This window comes from Ruegeria sp. N7, from assembly GCF_056531345.1.
On record NZ_JBQFLR010000003.1, the window covers coordinates 155,055 to 172,903 of the forward strand.

Consider the following 17,849-nt stretch of genomic DNA (forward strand, 5'->3'; position numbering starts at 1 on the left):
TCTTAATGCCCCCCGCTGTTGCCAAGCGAATAAAGCTCGGATGGTTCAAGAAGCAAATCAAGGGCCAGCTTGCCGCAGACGACCAGAACCAGCGCCGCCAACAGAACGCGTAGTTGTTCTGCCGGCATGCGCGAACCGATTACGGTTCCGATCTGGGCGCCAATGACGCCCCCGACCAGCAGCAATACCGCCAGGACAATGTCCACTGTATAGTTGGTGGTCGCGTGCAGCATCGTGGTAAATGCGGTTACGAAGATGATCTGAAACAACGATGTGCCGACAACGACTTTCGTGGGCATTCCCAGCAGGTAAATCATCGCCGGGACCATGATGAAGCCGCCACCGACCCCCATAATCGCGGACAAGACCCCGACGCTTAGACCAACTACAACCGGTGGAATGACCGAGATATAAAGACCTGATGTGCGAAAGCGCATCTTGAAGGGCATCGAATGAACCCAGCCACGTTGGCGGCGCTTGGCTGGCGCTGCCCCGCCTTTCTTGGCTTTGCGCAGCGCCCTCAAGCTTTCGATGAACATCAGGCTGCCAATGATACCAAGGAAGACCACGTAACAAAGGGTTACCAGAAGGTCGACCTGGCCTAGGCTTTTTAGATAGTTAAAGACAACAACGCCCAATGCAGCCCCGACTAGACCGCCTGTCAACAAAACCGTACCCATCTTGAGGTCAACGGTCTTTCGTCGAAAATGGGCCAGCACCCCGGAAAAGGACGATGCAACAATCTGATTGGCCTCTGTCGCAACCGCAACAGCCGGTGGTATGCCAATGAAAAACAGCAGCGGCGTCATGAGAAACCCGCCGCCGACCCCGAACATCCCCGACAGAATTCCAACCATTCCACCCAGACCAAGGAGTAGAAATGCATTTACCGAGACTTCGGCTATGGGCAGGTAAATATGCATGATACCGTCACTTTGCGCTGGGTCTTGGCTTGCCTTCTATCAAACTCGAATTCAAGAGCGGTTATTGTCGCGTGGTACGGGGAAAACAACATCATACCCCTCCAGGCTCTGCCAGAGAAAAGATCTCCAACGGCGGCAATAGAAGGTCAAATCCGATCTTTCCGGCAACGCCTATGACCAGCAACGCCAACAAAATGCGCAGCTGTTCGGCTTTCAGACGTGCACCGATCTGCGTCCCCAATTGCGCGCCCAGAACGCCGCCAAGCAACAAGAACAGGGCAAGCACTATGTCGACGCTGAAATTTGTCGACGCATGTATCATGGTTGTGAAACCGGCGACGAAAATGATCTGGAACAGGGATGTCCCGATAACCACTTTTGTCGGAATGCCAAGAACATAGATCATCGCGGGTACCATGATGAACCCGCCGCCGACACCCATGATCGCCGACAGGATGCCAACACCAAACCCGACCAGTGCAGGTGGTATGACCGAGATGTACAGGCTTGATGCCCGAAACCGCATCTTGAAGGGCAGTGCGTGAACCCATGTGCGCTGGCGTCGCTTGGGGGCAGGTTGATTCCCGGACTTTCTGGCTTTTCGGATGGCGGCAAGGCTTTCAATGAACATCAGGGTTCCGATGGCCCCCAGAAACACGACATAGCAAATCTGTACAGCCAGATCGACCTGTCCGAGATGCTTGAGAAAATTGAAAACCACCATACCCAGGGCCGCGCCAAACAACCCTCCGGTCAGCAGAACGCTTCCCATTTTCAGGTCCACGGTCTTGCGCCTGAGATGCGCCAGCAATCCCGAAATGGAAGAAGCGACAACCTGATTGGCTGATGTCGCAACGGCAACCGCCGGGGGAATGCCGATAAAAAACAGCAGCGGAGTGATCAAAAATCCTCCGCCGACACCGAACATGCCAGATAAAACACCGACGACCCCACCGATCCCCAACAGCAGGAATGGGCTGACAGAAACTTCGGCTATGGGAAGGTATACGTGCATACCCTCTTAGAACGGTTGCGGCATGCAAAATCAACTCTGCATGCCGCCTTGCAGCGAACAGGACTGAAACTCCATTCGGAACTGGCCTTATCAGCGCTCTTTGATGTAGGGCTCTCCGCCTGCCCGTGGTGGCACGGCCTTGCCGACAAAACCGGCCAGAATAACAACTGTCAGGATATAGGGCAGGGCGTCCATCACCTGGACCGGAATCACTACGCCGCCAAGATCGATGTTTTGGAACCGAAGTGCTACCGCCTGAAGCAGGCCAAACAGCAAACAGGCCCACATGGCGTGCCACGGGCGCCATTTGGCAAAGATCAAGGCGGCCAGCGCAATAAAGCCACGACCAGCGGTCATTTCCTTGACGAACCCAGCCTGCAAAGCCGTTGCCAGGTAAGCACCTGCAATACCACAAAGTACACCACAGATCGCGACGGCTGCGAAGCGCAGGCCAACCACGGACACGCCTGCTGTGTCGACCGCTGCCGGGTTTTCACCCACAGCTCGCAGGCGCAGGCCGAACCGTGTGCGGAAGAGCACCCACCATGTCGCTGGGACCATCAGGAATGCGACATAGACAAGGATGGAATGGCCTGAGAGCAGTTCGGAATAGATCGGGCCGACAATCGGAACCCCTCCGAGCGCGTCGGAAAATGGAAAATTGATAGGCTCGAACCGGCCGCCACCAAAGAGCGAGGGCGTGCGACCGCCCTGCTGGAACCAGCTTTGGGCGACAAGCACCGTCAGGCCCGAGGCAAGAAAGTTGATGGCGACACCCGAGATCAGCTGGTTGCCCCGGAAGGTTATCGATGCCAACCCGTGCAGTCCTGACAGCACCAGTGACGATCCGATACCAGCCAGCAGGCCCAGCCAGACTGACCCTGTAACCGCCGCGACAGCCGCAGAAAAGAACGCGGCTACCAGCATCTTACCTTCCAGCCCGATGTCGAAAATGCCAGCCCGTTCCGAATACAGACCGGCCAAACAGGCCAGCAAAAGCGGCGTGGAAAGGCGGATGGTCGAATCCAGAACCTGGATGAGGGTTACAAAGAAGTCCATTACTCTGCCCTCTTCCGCATACCAAGGAACAGTTTCTCAAGCGGCATCCGTACCATGTTGTCCAGTGCCCCAGTGAACAGGATCACCAGCGCCTGAATGACCACGATCAGTTCGCGGGGGATCGATGCCCACAGTGCCAGCTCGGCCCCGCCCTGATACAGGAACCCGAACAAAAGCGCGGCCAGCAATACGCCGAAAGGATGTGATCGCCCCATAAGGGCCACTGCAATCCCGATGAACCCAGCACCCTCGGTCGAGTTCAGGACAAGGCGCTCCGCCTCGCCCATAACGTTGTTGATGGCCATCAGACCTGCCAGCGCACCCGAGATCAGCATCGCAACAATGGTAATGCGAACCGGCGAGATGCCGGCATAGACCGCGCCGGTTTCTGAGTGGCCGTAAGCACGGATTTCATAGCCCAGCCGGGTCCGCCAGATCAGCGCCCAGACGACGACACAGGCCAGCAAAGCGATGAAGAACGTAATGTTTACCGGAGCCCCCCGGAACACCACGTTCTCTGCGGTTGAGAACATTGACTGGAATGTTGGCAGATGGACGGATTCGGGGAACCGTGCGGTTGCCGGGTCCTGCGACCCTTGCGGGCGCATGACATTGACCAGCATGTAGTTCAGAAAGGCAGCGGCAATAAAATTGAACATGATCGTGGTGATCACGATATGGCTGCCGCGCTTGGCCTGAAGATAGGCCGGGATAGCGGCCCAAAACGCGCCGAACAGCATTGATGCGGCGCAGGCCGCAAGCAATGCAATGCTCCAATGCGGCCAGTCGACGTAAAGGCAAACCATGGCCACCCCAAGACCGCCCAGCATCGCCTGACCTTCGCCACCGATGTTGAACAAGCGGGCGTGGAATGCGACGGCGACCGCAAGACCGGTAAACATGAAATTCGTCGCGTAATAGAGCGTATAGCCCCAGCCATAGGTTGACCCCAACGCGCCCGAAACCATCAGCTTAACAGCTTCGACGGGGTTTTCTCCGATGGCGAGGATGACCAGCGCCGACAGGATAGCGGCCAGCATCAGACTGATCAGCGGGATCAGAACGACATCGGCCCATTTAGGCATTTTTTCCATCCTACGCGGCCTCTCCTGAAACACCGGCCATCAGCAGGCCAAGTTCTTTTTCATCTGTTTCATTGGGCAGCCGTTCACCCATGATATGCCCGTCGAACATCACTGCGATCCGGTCGGACAGCGAGAATATCTCTTCCAACTCAACCGAAACCAGCAGGATCGCCTTGCCTTGATCGCGCAGGGCTACGATCTGCTTGTGAATGAATTCGATCGCGCCGATGTCAACGCCGCGCGTCGGCTGGCCGACCAGCAGCAGGTCAGGGTTTCGCTCGATTTCGCGGGCAACGACGATTTTCTGCTGGTTTCCACCCGAAAAGCTCTTGGCTGCAAGCCAAGGATCCGGTGGCCGGACATCGAATTTCTCGATCTTGGCTTCGGTATCAGCACGCAACGCGGCATTGTCCATGAACAGGCCCCGCTGATAAGCGGGGTCCCGGTGATAGCCAAAGGCCACGTTTTCCCACGCGTGGAAATCCATAATCAAACCTTCACGCTGCCGATCTTCCGGCACATGCGCTATATGCTGTGCACGACGCGCCTGACCGTCAGATCCGGCTCCGCTTAGGGCCAGCGGTTCGCCGTTCAGCTTGATCGAGCCTTGTCCCGGACGCATCCCGCCCAGAACCTCCAGCAGTTCCGACTGCCCATTGCCCGCCACACCGGCAATACCGACGATCTCACCTGCACGAACGGTCAGGTCGATACCTTTGACCCGTTCAACACCGGCGGAATCGAAAACGCTCAGCTTTTCGATCTCAAGAATGGGTTTGCCCGGCGTCGCAGGCACCTTGTCGACTTGCAGCAAAACCTTGCGGCCTACCATCAGCTCGGCCAATTCTTCAGGGCTGGTGTTCGAAGTTTTTACCGTAGCTGTCATCTGCCCACGGCGCATGACCGAAACGGTATCGGTGTTTTCCATGATTTCGCGCAGCTTGTGGGTGATCACGATGATCGTTTTCCCTTCGGCCCGCAGACGATCCAGGATACGGAACAGTTGGTCAGCCTCAGCCGGGGTCAGAACACCAGTCGGTTCATCCAGAATCAGAATCTCGGCCTTGCGATACAATGCCTTCAAAATTTCGACACGCTGCTGCATCCCCACACCGATCTCATCAATGCGTTTGTCGGGGTCAACGAACAGTTCGTATTCTTCTTCCAGTTCTTTCAGCTCTTTGCGGGCCTTGGCCAGAGACGGAGCCAGAAGGCCGCCATCTTCAGCACCCAGAACGATGTTTTCCAGAACCGTGAAATTCTCCACCAGCTTGAAATGCTGAAACACCATCCCGATGCCCGAGGCGATAGCCGCCTGGCTGTCAGGGATTTCGGTCTTTGTTCCGTTGATCCAAATTTCACCTTTGTCGGCTTTGTAAAAGCCGTAGAGGATGCTCATCAGCGTGGATTTTCCCGCACCGTTTTCACCGATGATCCCATGGATCGTACCGGGGGCGACGCTGATTGAGATGTCTTTGTTGGCCTGAACCGGCCCAAAGGATTTGGAAATCCCTTTGAGCTCAATGGCGGGGACGGTCATGTCTTACCCTCAACTGCCGAAAAGCCCATCCGGCAGGTGGCACGGATGGCAGAGTGGATGGCAGGGCGGAAGGGTTCCTTCCGCCCCGCGCGGTATCAGAACTGCAGTGCGGGGCAGCTGTCGTTCTCGTAATAGCTGACAACGGTGATATCGCCGTTGATGATGGCTTTGCGGGCTTCTTCCACCGCATCGTTCATTTGGGCCGAAACAAGTTCTTTGTTGTTATCGTCCATGGCGACGCCAACACCTTCCTCGGCCAGACCCATTGTGAACACGCCGGTTTCTACGGCGTCACCTGCTTTCATCGCGTCATACACCGCGACGTCCACACGCTTCAGCATCGACGTCAGGACCTTGCCCGGATGCAGGTGGTTCTGGTTGCTGTCCACGCCGATCGACAGGATGCCTTCGTCAGCTGCCGTTTGCAGAACGCCTACACCTGTACCACCAGCCGCGGCATAGATCACGTCAGCACCCTGGCTGATCTGTGCTTTTGTAAGTTCCGAACCTTTTACAGGATCGTTCCACGCCGCAGGGGTAGTGCCGGTCATGTTGGCGACAACATTGATGTCCGGGTTCACGGCTTTGGCGCCTTGTGCGTATCCGCAGCCAAAGTGGCGGATCAGCGGAATGTCCATACCGCCGATGAAGCCAACGGTGCCCGATTTCGATGCCATCGCTGCCATCATGCCAACCAGGTACGATCCTTCATGCTCGGCAAAGCCGATCTGGCGGATGTTGGGGATGTCCAGCCAGTTCACGTCGACGGCCACGAATTTGGTTTCAGGATAGTCACCTGCAACGGCCGACAATGGATCAGCCATACCAAAGCCCATGGTGATGATCGGGTTGGCACCTGATTCTGCGAAACGGCGCAGAGCCTGTTCGCGCTGTGCTTCCGACTGGATCTCGATCTCGCGGTATTCGCCGCCGGTCTCATCGGCCCAACGCTGCGCGCCATTATATGCGGCTTCGTTGAAAGATTTGTCGAACTTGCCGCCCAGGTCAAAGATCAGCGCCGGTTCAGCGAAAGCTGCACCTGCGGTCAGAGCGACAGCAGCGGCAGCACCCATCAAGGATTTCATCAGGGTCATTTAAGTCTCCCATTTTTTTTTGTTGGCACGAAGTCAGATTAGCCCCGTTTACCCACTTTTAGCGAGCATAAGTGTTGTGATGGCGGGAATTAAGGACGTTTGCAACCGTCATGGTCAATTGATTTCTGACCAAATGGTCTAAAAAATCTTTGGTTGCCGTTAGGGCAGTGGGCGTTCCATCACAAGAGCATCGATATTTGGGCCTGTTTTTCTGGAATAATACCCCTTGCGCCGACCGCACTGGCGATACCCGCATTGCCCATACAGCGCGATTGCTGCAACATTGTCGGCAGCCACGTCCAGAAAAGCGCGGTTTGCCTGCAAAGTGACTGCCCGGTCGTGCCAGTTGCGCATGGTCTGAAACCCGAGACCTTGTCTTTGAAACGCGGGGTGAGTCGCAATCGTCAGCAACTCTGCCTCACCCGCGATCACCTGAAACAGGGCAAAGCAACGGGCATCCCCAACGCAGTCAGTGAACCGGTTCTCCAAAAGGCTGGCGAATTCATCGGCAGTCCAGGGGCGTGACTGGGTGAATGCCGCTGCATGTGTCGCTGCCATCTCGTAAGGCGTCATTGGTCCAGTAACACAGGCGGCACATCTCGGGACGGGGCTGCGTCCGCAGGTCTGACATATAGCGGGGCCGGAGGTGCACTGACCTTGCGCCATCGTCTTGCGGCATGTCTGGCAACGGCTTGTACCTGCAATGCGGGATCGGAGCAGACATACAAAGGCCCATGCTGTTCGGCCTCGTCCCTGGGCAAAAGGCAAGGGCCGGTTCCGGGAAGTTGTACATACACCTGTTCGCGCGGCGCAGGGATGGCTGGTAGCTGTCCCTCTTCTGCCAGTTCAATCAGAGCATCGAATCCAGAAACGCCCACCGCCGGGACGCCAAGGCCCAAGGCAAGGCCCCGGGCGGCAGAGACCGAGATGCGTATACCCGTGAAATTGCCGGGCCCAATCCCAACACCGATAGCGTCCAGATCGGCCCATACGCAACCGGCCTCGGTCAGCACTTCTTGCAGCAAGGGCATCAATCGTTCGGCTTGACCCCGCGACATGCCTTCGACACGGGATACTGCGATCACACCGCCACGCAACAAAGCGGCCGCGCAATGCGCGGCCGATGTATCAAATGCCAGGATCGTCGGGTCAGACGGCAACTGGGCGAACCTCAGTCACTTCGGGGATGTAATGGCGCAGCAGGTTTTCGATACCCATCTTCAGTGTCAGGGTTGATGACGGGCACCCCGCGCAGGCACCTTGCATGTGCAGGTAGACGATGCCGCGATCAAAACCATGAAAGGTGATGTCGCCACCATCCTGTGCCACGGCCGGGCGCACGCGGCTGTCCAGCAGGTCTTTGATCTGGTTGACGATTTCTGCATCTTCTCCGGTATGTTCGGCATGACCCGAGGCCGCTGCCGCGTCGGCACCCATGACGGGCTGGCCGGATTGATAATGCTCCATCACTGCGCCAAGAATTGCAGGTTTGATGTGATCCCATTGAACATCGTCGGATTTGGTCACCGTGACAAAGTCGTTTCCAAAGAACACACCGGTCACGCCGTTTACGGCAAAGATTCGTTTGGCCAATGGGGACTTGTCACCAGCCTCGGCTGTCGGGAAATCCGCGGTTCCAGCCTCAAGAACCGTTTGGCCGGGCAGAAATTTCAACGTGGCCGGGTTTGGGGTGGATTCGGTCTGGATGAACATGAGGCAGCTCCGTCTGAGGTGTTTCTGATATGCGCTCAGGGGTCGGAGAAGTCAATATTTGGAACGATTCTAAATTGTGACCGCGTAACGAATCGCGTCATCCAGCCGGTCATCCCCCCAAAACAGCTCTGTTCCTGCCACGAAAGTCGGTGCGCCGAACAGGTCAAGTGCTTTTGCGCGCGCGGATTGCTCGAACAGCGCAGCCTTGATGCTCGGATCTTTTGCGCGATTTATCACTGCCGCAGGCAGACCCGCCATCTTCAGGCAATCCTCAAGCACGTCTTCGTCAGAGATGTCCCTCCCGCCCCCGAATTCAGCGCTGAAGACAGCCTTTGCGAAGGAAGCCCGTTCTTCGCGATGCGCAAGGGCCAGAGCCAGGCGCGCTGCGGTGAGGGAGTTTTGCGGGAACGGGTCAGGCCGAACCAACGGCAGCCCTCGTGCGCCGCAAAGACGTTCCATGTCGCGCCACATATAGCGCCCTTTGGCCGGATACAGGTTGAACGGTGACGTGCGCCATCCCTGATCCGCGAAAATCGGACCCAACAGAAAAGGCTGCCAGTCGACCGGGACGCCTTTGTCCTGCGCAGCCTGTTCGATCCGCATCGCGCTGAGATAGGAATAGGTCGAGGCGAAGTCGAACCAGAACTGCAACGTCTTCGCCATGTTCGATCCTCAGGTGATTTCTTCCAACTTTTCCTTGCTCAGGTCACCTGGAACAATCGTGATCGGGATCGGTAGGCTGCCAGAGTTTTTTGTGAGCTGGGTTACCAGCGGACCGGGGCCTTTCTTGTCAGTCCCCGCCCCAAGAACAAGAACGCCGATCTCAGGGTCAGACTGAACGTGTTCGATGATCTGCGGCACCGGATCACCTTCGCGAATGGCCAGTTCAGGTTCTACGTTCTGTTTGTCGCGCATCCATTTGGCGAAGACTTCGAAATGGGCATGGATACGTTCCCGGGCTTCTTCGCGCATGGTTTCGGCAACACCGATCCAGTGATTGAACTCGTCCGGCGGAATAACCGACAAGATCGTCACTCCGCCACCTGTATGCGCGGCACGCATCGCGGCGAACCGCATTGCGTTCAGGCATTCACGGCTGTCATCCAGAACAACTAAGAACTTACGCATGGGTGTCCTCTTCAATTTTAAGGGATCATGCCCGAGCGTTTGCGTGCTGGCAACTCGGACACGTTCATGTCGATGTACTAGCGTTCGCTTGCAGCCCAGTCCCAGTAAAGTGTGCGGGCACGGCGGGCAATGGGACCAACCTGAAACTGTGTGTCTTCCAGCGCAGTTACCGATGTGATCTTGCTCATATTGCCGGACATGAAAACCTCATCCGCCTGGTGAAAATCCTCGAAACCCAAGACCGTTTCATGAACTGTAACACCATCCTCGCGCAGATTCTTGATATGTCGCGCCCGCGTGATCCCTGCCAAAAATGTGCCGTTGGGGATCGGGGTAAAGACCTCGCCATCCTTGACCATGAAGATGTTGGCCGTTGCCGTTTCGGCCACATTGCCCATCGCGTCAGCGACCAGAGCGTTCGAGAATCCTTTGGAGCGTGCCTCTTGCAACATGCGCGCATTGTTGGGGTAAAGGCACCCGGCCTTGGCATTGACCACAGCCGATTCCAGTACCGGGCGACGGAATCGCGTGGTCGACAGCGTGGCCGAAGCCGTTTCTGGTGCCATTGGGATTTCTTCCAGACAGATGGCAAACCCTGTGCTGTTTTCCTGCGGAACGATTGCCGTGCTATCGCCGTCAATGCCCCAATACATCGGGCGGATATAGACAGCCGTGTCAGGGCTGTAGGCTTGCAACCCTTCATGTACCAATTCGACCATCTGCTCGGTTGTCATGGTCGGTGTCAGCATCAGGGCTTCGGCGGACCGGTTCACCCGGGCGCAATGCGCGTGCAGATCAGGGGCCAACCCGTCGAAATAACGGGCGCCGTCAAAGACCGAAGACCCTAGCCACGACCCGTGATCCGCTGCGCGCATGATGGGAGTATCCCCGTCATGCCATTGGCCTTGGAAATAGGTCCGGATGTTTTTGCCGGTTGCCATGACGCCCTCCTGTGGTTCAGGCAGACCCTAGGAGGGCGTCAGGCGAAGGTCCAGTGCATTCAGCGTGATGCTGATCCGACCATACCGACGATTTCATAGGTCTTTTGCAGGATCGGAGCGGCGATCTGACGCGCGCGCTCGGCTCCGTGAGCCAGAATCCGGTCAATCTCGGCCTGTTCCCCCATAAGACGCGACATCTCAGTCGAGATTGGGGCCAGCTTGGCGACTGCCAGATCAGCCAACATCGGTTTGAAATCACCGAACTGCTTGCCCCCAATTTCGGCCAGAACCTGGTCGATGCTCTGGTCGCTGAGTGCTGCGTAAATATTGACCAGATTGCGCGCTTCCGGGCGGCCCTCCAGACCTTCGACATCCGACGGCAAAGCGTCAGGGTCGGTCTTGGCCTTGCGGATTTTCTTGGCGATCGCATCGGCATCATCGGTCAGGTTGATCCGGCTCATGTCCGAGGGGTCGGACTTTGACATCTTCTTGGACCCATCCCGCAAGCTCATGACCCTTGTGGCTGACCCTTCGATCACCGGCTCGGTGATGGGAAAGAAATCGACGCCAAAATCGTTGTTGAATTTTATGGCGATGTCGCGGGTCAACTCCAGATGCTGTTTCTGGTCTTCTCCAACTGGCACATGGGTTGCGTGATAGATCAGAATATCGGCTGCCATCAGAGCAGGGTAGGCAAACAGGCCAAGCGAAGCGTTCTGCTGGTTTTTGCCCGCCTTGTCCTTCCACTGGGTCATGCGCTGCATCCAACCCATGCGCGCGACACAGTTGAATATCCAGGCCAGTTGCGCGTGTTCCGGCACCTGACTTTGGTTGAACAAGATTGATTTTTCCGGGTTTAGACCGGAAGCGATGTAACCGGCACAAAGCTCCCGCGTTGCATGCTGCAACTCGGTTGGGTCTTGCCAGACGGTGATCGCGTGCAGATCGACCATGCAATAGATAGTCTCAAATTCCTCGCTCTGCATTCTCACCCAGTTCCGAAGCGCCCCGAGATAGTTGCCGAGATGCAAATTGCCCGAAGGCTGCGCACCGGAAAACACGCGTGGCGTGAATTGGGACTCAGTCATCAAAGGGAACTCCTGTCTGGAAAAATCAGCCCCCGTCGCTTACCCATGAGGCAAAGGGACGTCAACAGCCGCGAAAGGCCAGCCCAATGAGCAGTGAGCATTACACACCGCCTGTGAACCCTCTGCCACCTGCTGTGGTGGCGTTGGTTCTGTTCATCATCGGGATAGAAATTGCCTTCACGCTGGGATCACGCGGGCTGGTCGGAGGGCCAACAGCGGTGGGCTGGCGGCTGGATGCGATCCAGCATTACGCGTTCTCGGCGGATATTTTCGACTGGATGGTTCTGAACGGGCGCTGGCCATTCGAACATGTCATCCGCTTCGTGACCTACCCCTTTGTATCCGCCAATTTCACCCAGGCGATTTTCGTCTGTGTTTTCGTGCTGGCGATGGGCAAAATGGTTGGCGAAGTGTTCGGCGGTTTCCCAATGCTGCTGATTTTTGTCGTGTCGGGCATTGGCGGCGCATTGGCCTACGCCGTGTTACTGGACCCGCGCTATCCGCTGATCGGAGGGTTCCCGCCTGTGTACGGTCTGATCGGCGCATTTACGTGGTTGTTGTGGCGCAAACTGTCACTTGTAGGTGCAAACCAAGCACGGGCATTTCAATTGATTGCCGTCCTTATGGGCATACAATTTCTTTTCGGCCTGATCTTTGGTGGCAACTGGGAATGGGTTGCTGATCTGGGTGGGTTTGCCACCGGTTTTGGCTTGTCTTTTCTTGTTGCACCGGGCGCTTGGTCCCGGATCGTAGGACGCATTCGCCGGGATTGATCAGGACCGGCGCAGGGCGTGCTTGAACTCCGACAGTTTGAAAGCGCCGAAGATATGGCCCAGAAGGAAATATGAGACGGCCGCGACCATGATCAGGACCAGCAGTGCCAGATAGCGCCAGCCGGGAACATCCAATGCCCACCCGAACAGGTAGAGCGCTGCGTATAATATCGCGCCCATCCCAAGCGAAGCGGCCACAATCCGGCCCGCGCGCTTTTTGAACCGGACATCAAAGCGCGCCTCTTCACCCATACGTCGTGCGCCGAAAGCCAGTAGCACCACCATCGCCCACCCCGCAGTCGATGCGGCAATTGCTGGCGCGATCCAGCCCACCAGTGGAAACAGACCAAACGCAAGAGCAGCGTTCACGATCATCGCAACAACTGCGTAGTGAAACGGGGAACGCGTATCCTCGCGCGCAAAGAACAGCGGTTGCAGCAATTTTTGCAACATGAAGGCCGGAAGCCCGACCCCATAGATGGCAACCGCAAGGGCCGTGGCGGCCGTATCCTCGGGGCCGAACTGACCACGTTCGAACAGCACCGATACGAGGGGGGTTGGCATAACCACGAAGGCCACAGTCGAAGGCAGCGTCAGCAGCAGTGTGAACTCACCGGCCCGGGAAAAGGCATTGCGTGCGCCCTCTTTGTCCTCCGCACGCAAACGGCGGGACAGGTCCGGCAACAAGACTATGCCGACAGCAATGCCTACAACACCCAAAGGCAACTGGTAGAGCCTGTCTGCGGCAAAAAGCCAGCTGACGGCATTTTCGGTTTTCGATGCAACCAATTGCCCGACAACGAGATTAACCTGTGTGACCCCCATCGCCAGCGCGGCCGGGACCGCGATACGTACCATCCGTCGCATTTCAGGCGTCAGGCGCGGCATGCTGGGGCGGATGCGGATGTCGGCGCGTTCGGTTGCGATCCAGACCAGCGCCAGCTGCGCGACACCGGCCACTGGAATGACAGGGATCAACCACCGGATCACCTCGCCGCCGGACATGGCACCGGCAATCAGGGCGGTGCAAGCGAAGATGTTCAGCAGAACAGGTGCGGCTGCCGCCGCCGCGAACCGCCCGGTTGCATTCAGAACGCCTGAAAACAAGGCAGCCAGAGACATGAACAGGATGTATGGAAACACAACATATCCATAGTCCACCGCCAGATCGAACCGTTCATCGCCGTAAAACCCTTCGGCGGTCAGCCACACCAGACCGGGCATGAAAACCATGGCCAGCCCGACCAGCGCAAGAACAGCCACGGCCAGAAGATTGAATGCGTCCTGCGCAAAACCCTGAGGGTTTTCGTCTGCTTCCAGTCGTTTGGAAAACATCGGCACAAAGGCCGCGTTAAATGCCCCCTCGGCGAAAAAGCGGCGGAACATGTTGGGCAGGCGAAAGGCAGCAACAAAGGCATCCATCACTGGGCCCGGTCCGATATAGGCCGTCAGCAGTATTTCCCGCAGAAACCCCAGAATTCGGCTGGCGAGCGTCCAGAAGCCGACCGTGAACAAGCCCGAGAACAAGCGTATTTGCTTCATGAGGCCGCACGCTCGGCGCCTTCGGTGATTGCCGTGCGCAGCTTCGCCTCAAGTCCGCGCTGCTTGCTTTCCGAGTAATACTTCAAGCCGAACATGTCCTTGACGTAGAACGTATCGACCACCTGCTCGCCATAGGTCGCAATCACGGCATTGGCGATATACACGTTCGCCGCGGCCAGGGTCCGGGTCAGGTCAAACAGCAGGCCGGGGCGGTCGCGTGTGTCTACTTCGATGATCGTGTAGATTTCAGAGCCCTCATTGTCGAACGTGATATGTGTTGGCACGTTGAAAGCGCGTTCGCGTTTCTTGATCTTGTCACGTGACTTCAGTGCTTCCTTGGCGACGACTTCACCGCGCAGGGTCTTGTGAATCATCTGCGTCAGGCGTGGAAGGCGCGATGCCTCGAACGGGTGCCCTTCGGCGTCCTGAATCCAGAACGCGTCCGTCACGTAGCCGTCTTTGGTGGTATAGCTGCGTGCATCCACGACATTCGCGCCGACCAGAGCCAGTGCCCCGGCGATGCGGGCAAAAATACCGGGGTGATCTCCCATGGCGAAACAGGCCCGCGTCGCATCACGGTCTTCATCAGGTTGCAGGCGAATTTCCATCGCGCCGGGATCGCCGCTTTGTTCCAGCGCGTACAGCATCTCGGCAAACTCGATATGCGTCGCAAGGTTCAGGCCCTGCCAATACGGGGCGTAGTGGCGCCCGGTCTCGACCTTGAGGTCAGCCTTGGACCAGTTGTCCAAGGCGCGGCGTAGCGCTGTTTTGGCCTCGGCCCCCCGGTTCGCCCGGTTCAGATCTTCCATACCGGTTTCCAGTGCACGCTTTGTTTCAGCATGCAGGGCGCGCAGCAAGGTGGCCTTCCAGTTGTTCCAGGTGGTCGGGCCAACACCGCGAATGTCACAAACCGTCAGAACCGTCAGCAAATCCAGCCGTTTGGTTGTCTGAACGGCTTTGGCAAAATCGCGCACCGTCCGAGGGTCGGAGATATCGCGTTTTTGCGCCATGTCGGACATCAGCAAGTGATAACGCACCAGCCATTCAACGGTTTCGGAATCCGATTTGTTCAGGCCGAGCCGAGGCGCCACCTTGCGCGCGATCTGTGCCCCAAGGATCGAGTGATCTTCGGGGCGACCTTTCGCAATGTCATGCAGAAGAAGCGCGACGTACAGCACCTTTCGGTTCACCCCGCCTTTCAGAATCGATGACGCCAGAGGCAGAGATTCGACCAGCTCTCCGCGTTCGATCTGGGCAAGATTGACGATGCATTGGATCGTATGCTCGTCCACCGTATAGCTGTGATACATATTGAACTGCATCATCGCCACGATGTGCTCGAACTCGGGCAGGAAAGCGGACAGCACGCCCAGCTCGTTCATCCGTCGCAATGCGCGTTCCGGGTTGCCGTGTTTCAACATCAGATCCAGGAAAATGCGCTGGGCTTCCTTGTCGCCGCGCATCTCGTCATCGATCAGATGCAGGTTCGCGCTCACCAGCCGCATGGCATCGGGATGGATCAGCATACCTGTCCGCAAACCTTCTTCGAACAGGCGCAGCAGGTTCACTTTGTCGGAGAGAAATTTCTCAGGTTCCACCAGATCCAGACGGCCGTGAACCACCTTGTATCCCGCCTTGACCCGTCGACGCCTGCGGAAAATGCGTTCCAGCAGGGGCGCACCTTTCATGTGCAGCGCTTCGAGTTTGGTCAGGAAGATGCGCGTCAACTCACCTACGCGTGTGGCTTCGCGGAAATACCGCTGCATGAACACTTCGACCGCGCGACGCCCGGCGCGGTCCTCGTACCCCATGCGTGCGGCGACCTCGACCTGCATGTCAAAGGTAAGCTGCTCGGTCGCGCGACCGGTGACTAGATGCAGGTGCGAGCGTACAGCCCAAAGGAACTCTTCGGCCTGAACGAAGGTCTTGAACTCTTCGGGGGTGAACAAGCCCAAAGGCACCAGTTCGGCCACGTCCTGAACGCCATAGATATATTTCGCGATCCAGTAGAGGGATTGCAGGTCGCGCAGGCCGCCTTTGCCTTCCTTCACGTTGGGTTCGACCATGTAACGCTCGCCTTGTTTATGGTGGCGTTCGTCACGTTCGTGCAATTTGGCTTCGATGAACTCGCGTTCGGTTCCCTTGAACAGTTCGTCTTTCAGCCGTCGGTCCAACCCGTCCGCCAGTGCCTTGTCACCGGCCAGATAGCGTTGCTCCAACATCGCTGTGCGGATCGTGAAATCCTCGGCACCCAACCGCAGACAATCTTTGATCGTGCGTGACGAATGCCCGACCTTAAGCCGCAAATCCCACAGGATATAAAGCATCGACTCGATGACGCTCTCGGCCCAGGCGGTGATCTTGTAGGGGGTGAGGAACAGCAGGTCGACATCTGAAAACGGTGCCATTTCCCCGCGCCCGTAACCGCCAACAGCCAGAACGGCGATCTTTTCACCTTGGGTGGGTGTTGCAAGCGGATGCAGGCGTGTGCTTGAGACCAGCATCGCCGTCCCAACCAGTTGATCCGTCAGGTATGTATATGAGCGCGTGAGTGCGCGCGCGTCGAAAGGACGTTCGCCAAATGCCTCTGCAATGGCCGCGCGGCCAGACTTTTGAGCCTCGCGCAGAATGCGCACCGTCTCGGACCGCATTTTGGTGTTGTCCGGGCAGACCTCAAAGGCCTGAGCCAGTGCATCATTGACGGCAGTGCTGTCGAAGATGTCTCCGGCGGGGCAGATCAACGCGCTTTCGGGCACGTTGATCGCGCCCGTCAGATCAGAAACCGGCACCAGAGAAGCTTTGTGGGGCAGGGTCAATCACAACCACCTGTTTGTTCTGGATCGTGGCAACGGCCAGACCGCGTTCGTTGGTGCCGTCCGGGCGTAGGCGGAAGATGCCGCCAACACCCTGGAAACCGGCGTTCTGCGTCAGGGCCGAAGCGGTCAGGGCGTCTGATTTGCCCTGGCTGACCAAGGCACCAATTGCGGCGATGCCGTCATAGGCCAAGCCGCTGATCGGGTGCGGTGCTTCGCCGTAGGTTGCGTTGTAACGCTGACGGTAGGCTTGTGCCTTGGACGGGTCAGGCAACGCAAACCACCCCCCTTGAACCCCCGGAAGCTCCAGAGTTTGAGGAGGGATATCCCAACGTGTCAGGCCAATGTATTGCGTGGTTGCTGGAGAAACACCGGCCTCTGGCAGCAATTGCGAGAACAGCGGCAATGCCCCCGCCGTGGTCGCCGTCAGGAAGATCGAATCCGCGCCCGTCGAATCAACAGTGGCCTTGATCGTGGGAACCGCATTGATGACGCCCTGTTGCGACCGGTCGTATGCGACGGTCCCTGCATTGTTGACCCGGCTGTTCGCTATGGCATTGGCGATAGCGGACTGGCCCAACTGTCCTGCGGCGTCGTTGCTGTGCACGACCACCGTGTTAACCTTGCCCTGACTGCCCGCATAATTCACCAGCCGGTTGGCCGTGTTGTCAAAGGTCGGGCCCAATACAAAGACGTTGCCGCCTGCAATGCTGGCGTTGTTTGAAAACGAAAGAACGTTGACGTTCTTGCTCAGCACCGCCAATCCGGCAGCATTTGCTGCCTGGGCATATACCGGACCAATGATGATTTTTGCCCCGTCCGCGACAGCCTGCTGTGCAACGGCTGTCGCCGTGTTCGGGTTTCCGGCCGTGTCATAAACGCGTAAGTCGATCTGGACATTCGGCAAATCCGACATCGCAAGCCGCGCGGCATTCTCAAGGCTTTGCGCCAGCGCTGCATCACCAGATTGCGCAGATCCTCTGGGAACCAGCAAGGCGACAGGAACCGGTTTCGAGGTATTGATCGAGGGACCTCCGCCAAGACCACTCGGTTCACAGGCAGCAAGAAACGCTGCGGTCGTCAGGGTAGCGGCGACTTTCGCCAGCTTGCTTACGGGCTTGCAAACGGTAAACAT

17 protein-coding genes are annotated in these 17,849 nt (G+C 57.5%); 1 reads left to right on the top strand and 16 read right to left on the bottom strand.

The genetic code is table 11. The features are described from left to right. Nucleotides 1-2: 2 nt before the first annotated feature. The 13 genes from ACR0ES_RS06765 to trpS form a co-directional block, all read right to left on the bottom strand. Nucleotides 3-923 carry a sulfite exporter TauE/SafE family protein gene (locus ACR0ES_RS06765; protein ID WP_480475128.1) on the bottom strand — a complete coding sequence of 307 codons (921 nt, stop codon included), beginning with the start codon at nucleotides 921-923 and terminating at the stop codon, nucleotides 3-5. Between the two features lie 91 nt (nucleotides 924-1,014). Then, on the bottom strand, nucleotides 1,015-1,938 hold the full coding sequence (locus ACR0ES_RS06770; RefSeq protein ID WP_480506749.1) for a sulfite exporter TauE/SafE family protein: 924 nt from the start codon (nucleotides 1,936-1,938) through the stop codon (nucleotides 1,015-1,017). Nucleotides 1,939-2,028: 90 nt separating this feature from the next. Continuing rightward, on the bottom strand, nucleotides 2,029-2,997 hold the full coding sequence (locus ACR0ES_RS06775; RefSeq protein WP_480558827.1) for an ABC transporter permease: 969 nt from the start codon (nucleotides 2,995-2,997) through the stop codon (nucleotides 2,029-2,031). Further along, nucleotides 2,997-4,091, bottom strand: coding sequence for an ABC transporter permease (locus ACR0ES_RS06780; RefSeq protein ID WP_267363837.1), 1,095 nt, complete (start codon nucleotides 4,089-4,091; stop codon nucleotides 2,997-2,999). Before ACR0ES_RS06780 ends, ACR0ES_RS06775 begins: the two co-directional genes overlap by 1 nt. A 1-nt stretch (nucleotide 4,092) precedes the next feature. After that, nucleotides 4,093-5,622, bottom strand: a complete 1,530-nt coding sequence (locus tag ACR0ES_RS06785) for an ABC transporter ATP-binding protein (protein ID WP_480869950.1) — start codon at nucleotides 5,620-5,622, stop codon at nucleotides 4,093-4,095. A gap of 95 nt (nucleotides 5,623-5,717) precedes the next feature. After that, on the bottom strand, nucleotides 5,718-6,716 hold the full coding sequence (locus ACR0ES_RS06790) for a BMP family lipoprotein (RefSeq protein ID WP_480483186.1): 999 nt from the start codon (nucleotides 6,714-6,716) through the stop codon (nucleotides 5,718-5,720). 159 nt (nucleotides 6,717-6,875) lie between these two features. After that, nucleotides 6,876-7,289 carry a GNAT family N-acetyltransferase gene (locus tag ACR0ES_RS06795; protein ID WP_480773316.1) on the bottom strand — a complete coding sequence of 138 codons (414 nt, stop codon included), beginning with the start codon at nucleotides 7,287-7,289 and terminating at the stop codon, nucleotides 6,876-6,878. Then, nucleotides 7,286-7,876 (bottom strand): tRNA (adenosine(37)-N6)-threonylcarbamoyltransferase complex dimerization subunit type 1 TsaB, encoded by a 591-nt coding sequence (gene tsaB, locus ACR0ES_RS06800; RefSeq protein ID WP_480483190.1) that lies wholly within the window; start codon nucleotides 7,874-7,876, stop codon nucleotides 7,286-7,288. Before tsaB ends, ACR0ES_RS06795 begins: the two co-directional genes overlap by 4 nt. Next, a complete protein-coding gene (locus ACR0ES_RS06805) occupies nucleotides 7,866-8,429 on the bottom strand; it encodes a NifU family protein (protein WP_267366253.1) in 564 nt (187 codons plus the stop codon). Before ACR0ES_RS06805 ends, tsaB begins: the two co-directional genes overlap by 11 nt. Before the next feature lie 69 nt (nucleotides 8,430-8,498). Then, nucleotides 8,499-9,092 carry a DsbA family protein gene (locus ACR0ES_RS06810; RefSeq protein WP_480486674.1) on the bottom strand — a complete coding sequence of 198 codons (594 nt, stop codon included), beginning with the start codon at nucleotides 9,090-9,092 and terminating at the stop codon, nucleotides 8,499-8,501. 9 nt (nucleotides 9,093-9,101) lie between these two features. Further along, nucleotides 9,102-9,557 (bottom strand): universal stress protein, encoded by a 456-nt coding sequence (locus tag ACR0ES_RS06815; RefSeq protein ID WP_267366250.1) that lies wholly within the window; start codon nucleotides 9,555-9,557, stop codon nucleotides 9,102-9,104. A gap of 77 nt (nucleotides 9,558-9,634) precedes the next feature. Further along, nucleotides 9,635-10,498 carry a branched-chain amino acid aminotransferase gene (locus ACR0ES_RS06820; protein ID WP_480486675.1) on the bottom strand — a complete coding sequence of 288 codons (864 nt, stop codon included), beginning with the start codon at nucleotides 10,496-10,498 and terminating at the stop codon, nucleotides 9,635-9,637. A 59-nt stretch (nucleotides 10,499-10,557) separates the two neighbouring features. Continuing rightward, nucleotides 10,558-11,586: a tryptophan--tRNA ligase gene (gene trpS, locus ACR0ES_RS06825; protein ID WP_480773314.1), complete on the bottom strand. Its 1,029-nt coding sequence runs from the start codon at nucleotides 11,584-11,586 to the stop codon at nucleotides 10,558-10,560. Nucleotides 11,587-11,672: 86 nt separating this feature from the next. Here trpS and ACR0ES_RS06830 point away from each other — a divergent pair, with 86 nt between their 5' ends. Next, complete coding sequence (locus ACR0ES_RS06830) at nucleotides 11,673-12,359, top strand: rhomboid family intramembrane serine protease (RefSeq protein WP_480773313.1); 687 nt, start codon at nucleotides 11,673-11,675, stop codon at nucleotides 12,357-12,359. On the opposite strand, the gene murJ is transcribed toward ACR0ES_RS06830, so the two are convergent. Genes murJ through ACR0ES_RS06845 form a run of 3 tightly spaced genes read right to left on the bottom strand, consistent with a single transcriptional unit; the run spans nucleotide 12,360 to nucleotide 17,849 of the window. Further along, complete coding sequence (gene murJ, locus ACR0ES_RS06835; protein WP_480486679.1) at nucleotides 12,360-13,901, bottom strand: murein biosynthesis integral membrane protein MurJ; 1,542 nt, start codon at nucleotides 13,899-13,901, stop codon at nucleotides 12,360-12,362. It abuts the gene before it with no gap. Then, a complete protein-coding gene (locus ACR0ES_RS06840; protein WP_480869952.1) occupies nucleotides 13,898-16,717 on the bottom strand; it encodes a [protein-PII] uridylyltransferase in 2,820 nt (939 codons plus the stop codon). The genes murJ and ACR0ES_RS06840 overlap by 4 nt, the downstream gene beginning before the upstream one ends. Then, nucleotides 16,677-17,849, bottom strand: coding sequence for a penicillin-binding protein activator (locus ACR0ES_RS06845; RefSeq protein WP_480869954.1), 1,173 nt, complete (start codon nucleotides 17,847-17,849; stop codon nucleotides 16,677-16,679). Before ACR0ES_RS06845 ends, ACR0ES_RS06840 begins: the two co-directional genes overlap by 41 nt.

What these genes read in the sequence shown, in the direction of transcription:
- ACR0ES_RS06820 (WP_480486675.1), bottom strand. Translation starts at nt 10,498, where the DNA reads ATGGCAACCGGCAAAAACATCCGGACCTATTTCCAAGGCCAATGGCAT.
- ACR0ES_RS06775 (WP_480558827.1), bottom strand. Translation starts at nt 2,997, where the DNA reads ATGGACTTCTTTGTAACCCTCATCCAGGTTCTGGATTCGACCATCCGC.
- ACR0ES_RS06830 (WP_480773313.1), top strand. Translation starts at nt 11,673, where the DNA reads ATGAGCAGTGAGCATTACACACCGCCTGTGAACCCTCTGCCACCTGCT.
- ACR0ES_RS06845 (WP_480869954.1), bottom strand. Translation starts at nt 17,849, where the DNA reads ATGTTTACCGTTTGCAAGCCCGTAAGCAAGCTGGCGAAAGTCGCCGCT.
- ACR0ES_RS06805 (WP_267366253.1), bottom strand. Translation starts at nt 8,429, where the DNA reads ATGTTCATCCAGACCGAATCCACCCCAAACCCGGCCACGTTGAAATTT.
- trpS (WP_480773314.1), bottom strand. Translation starts at nt 11,586, where the DNA reads ATGACTGAGTCCCAATTCACGCCACGCGTGTTTTCCGGTGCGCAGCCT.
- ACR0ES_RS06785 (WP_480869950.1), bottom strand. Translation starts at nt 5,622, where the DNA reads ATGACCGTCCCCGCCATTGAGCTCAAAGGGATTTCCAAATCCTTTGGG.
- ACR0ES_RS06765 (WP_480475128.1), bottom strand. Translation starts at nt 923, where the DNA reads ATGCATATTTACCTGCCCATAGCCGAAGTCTCGGTAAATGCATTTCTA.
- murJ (WP_480486679.1), bottom strand. Translation starts at nt 13,901, where the DNA reads ATGAAGCAAATACGCTTGTTCTCGGGCTTGTTCACGGTCGGCTTCTGG.
- ACR0ES_RS06780 (WP_267363837.1), bottom strand. Translation starts at nt 4,091, where the DNA reads ATGGAAAAAATGCCTAAATGGGCCGATGTCGTTCTGATCCCGCTGATC.
- ACR0ES_RS06770 (WP_480506749.1), bottom strand. Translation starts at nt 1,938, where the DNA reads ATGCACGTATACCTTCCCATAGCCGAAGTTTCTGTCAGCCCATTCCTG.
- ACR0ES_RS06810 (WP_480486674.1), bottom strand. Translation starts at nt 9,092, where the DNA reads ATGGCGAAGACGTTGCAGTTCTGGTTCGACTTCGCCTCGACCTATTCC.
- ACR0ES_RS06790 (WP_480483186.1), bottom strand. Translation starts at nt 6,716, where the DNA reads ATGACCCTGATGAAATCCTTGATGGGTGCTGCCGCTGCTGTCGCTCTG.
- ACR0ES_RS06795 (WP_480773316.1), bottom strand. Translation starts at nt 7,289, where the DNA reads ATGACGCCTTACGAGATGGCAGCGACACATGCAGCGGCATTCACCCAG.
- ACR0ES_RS06815 (WP_267366250.1), bottom strand. Translation starts at nt 9,557, where the DNA reads ATGCGTAAGTTCTTAGTTGTTCTGGATGACAGCCGTGAATGCCTGAAC.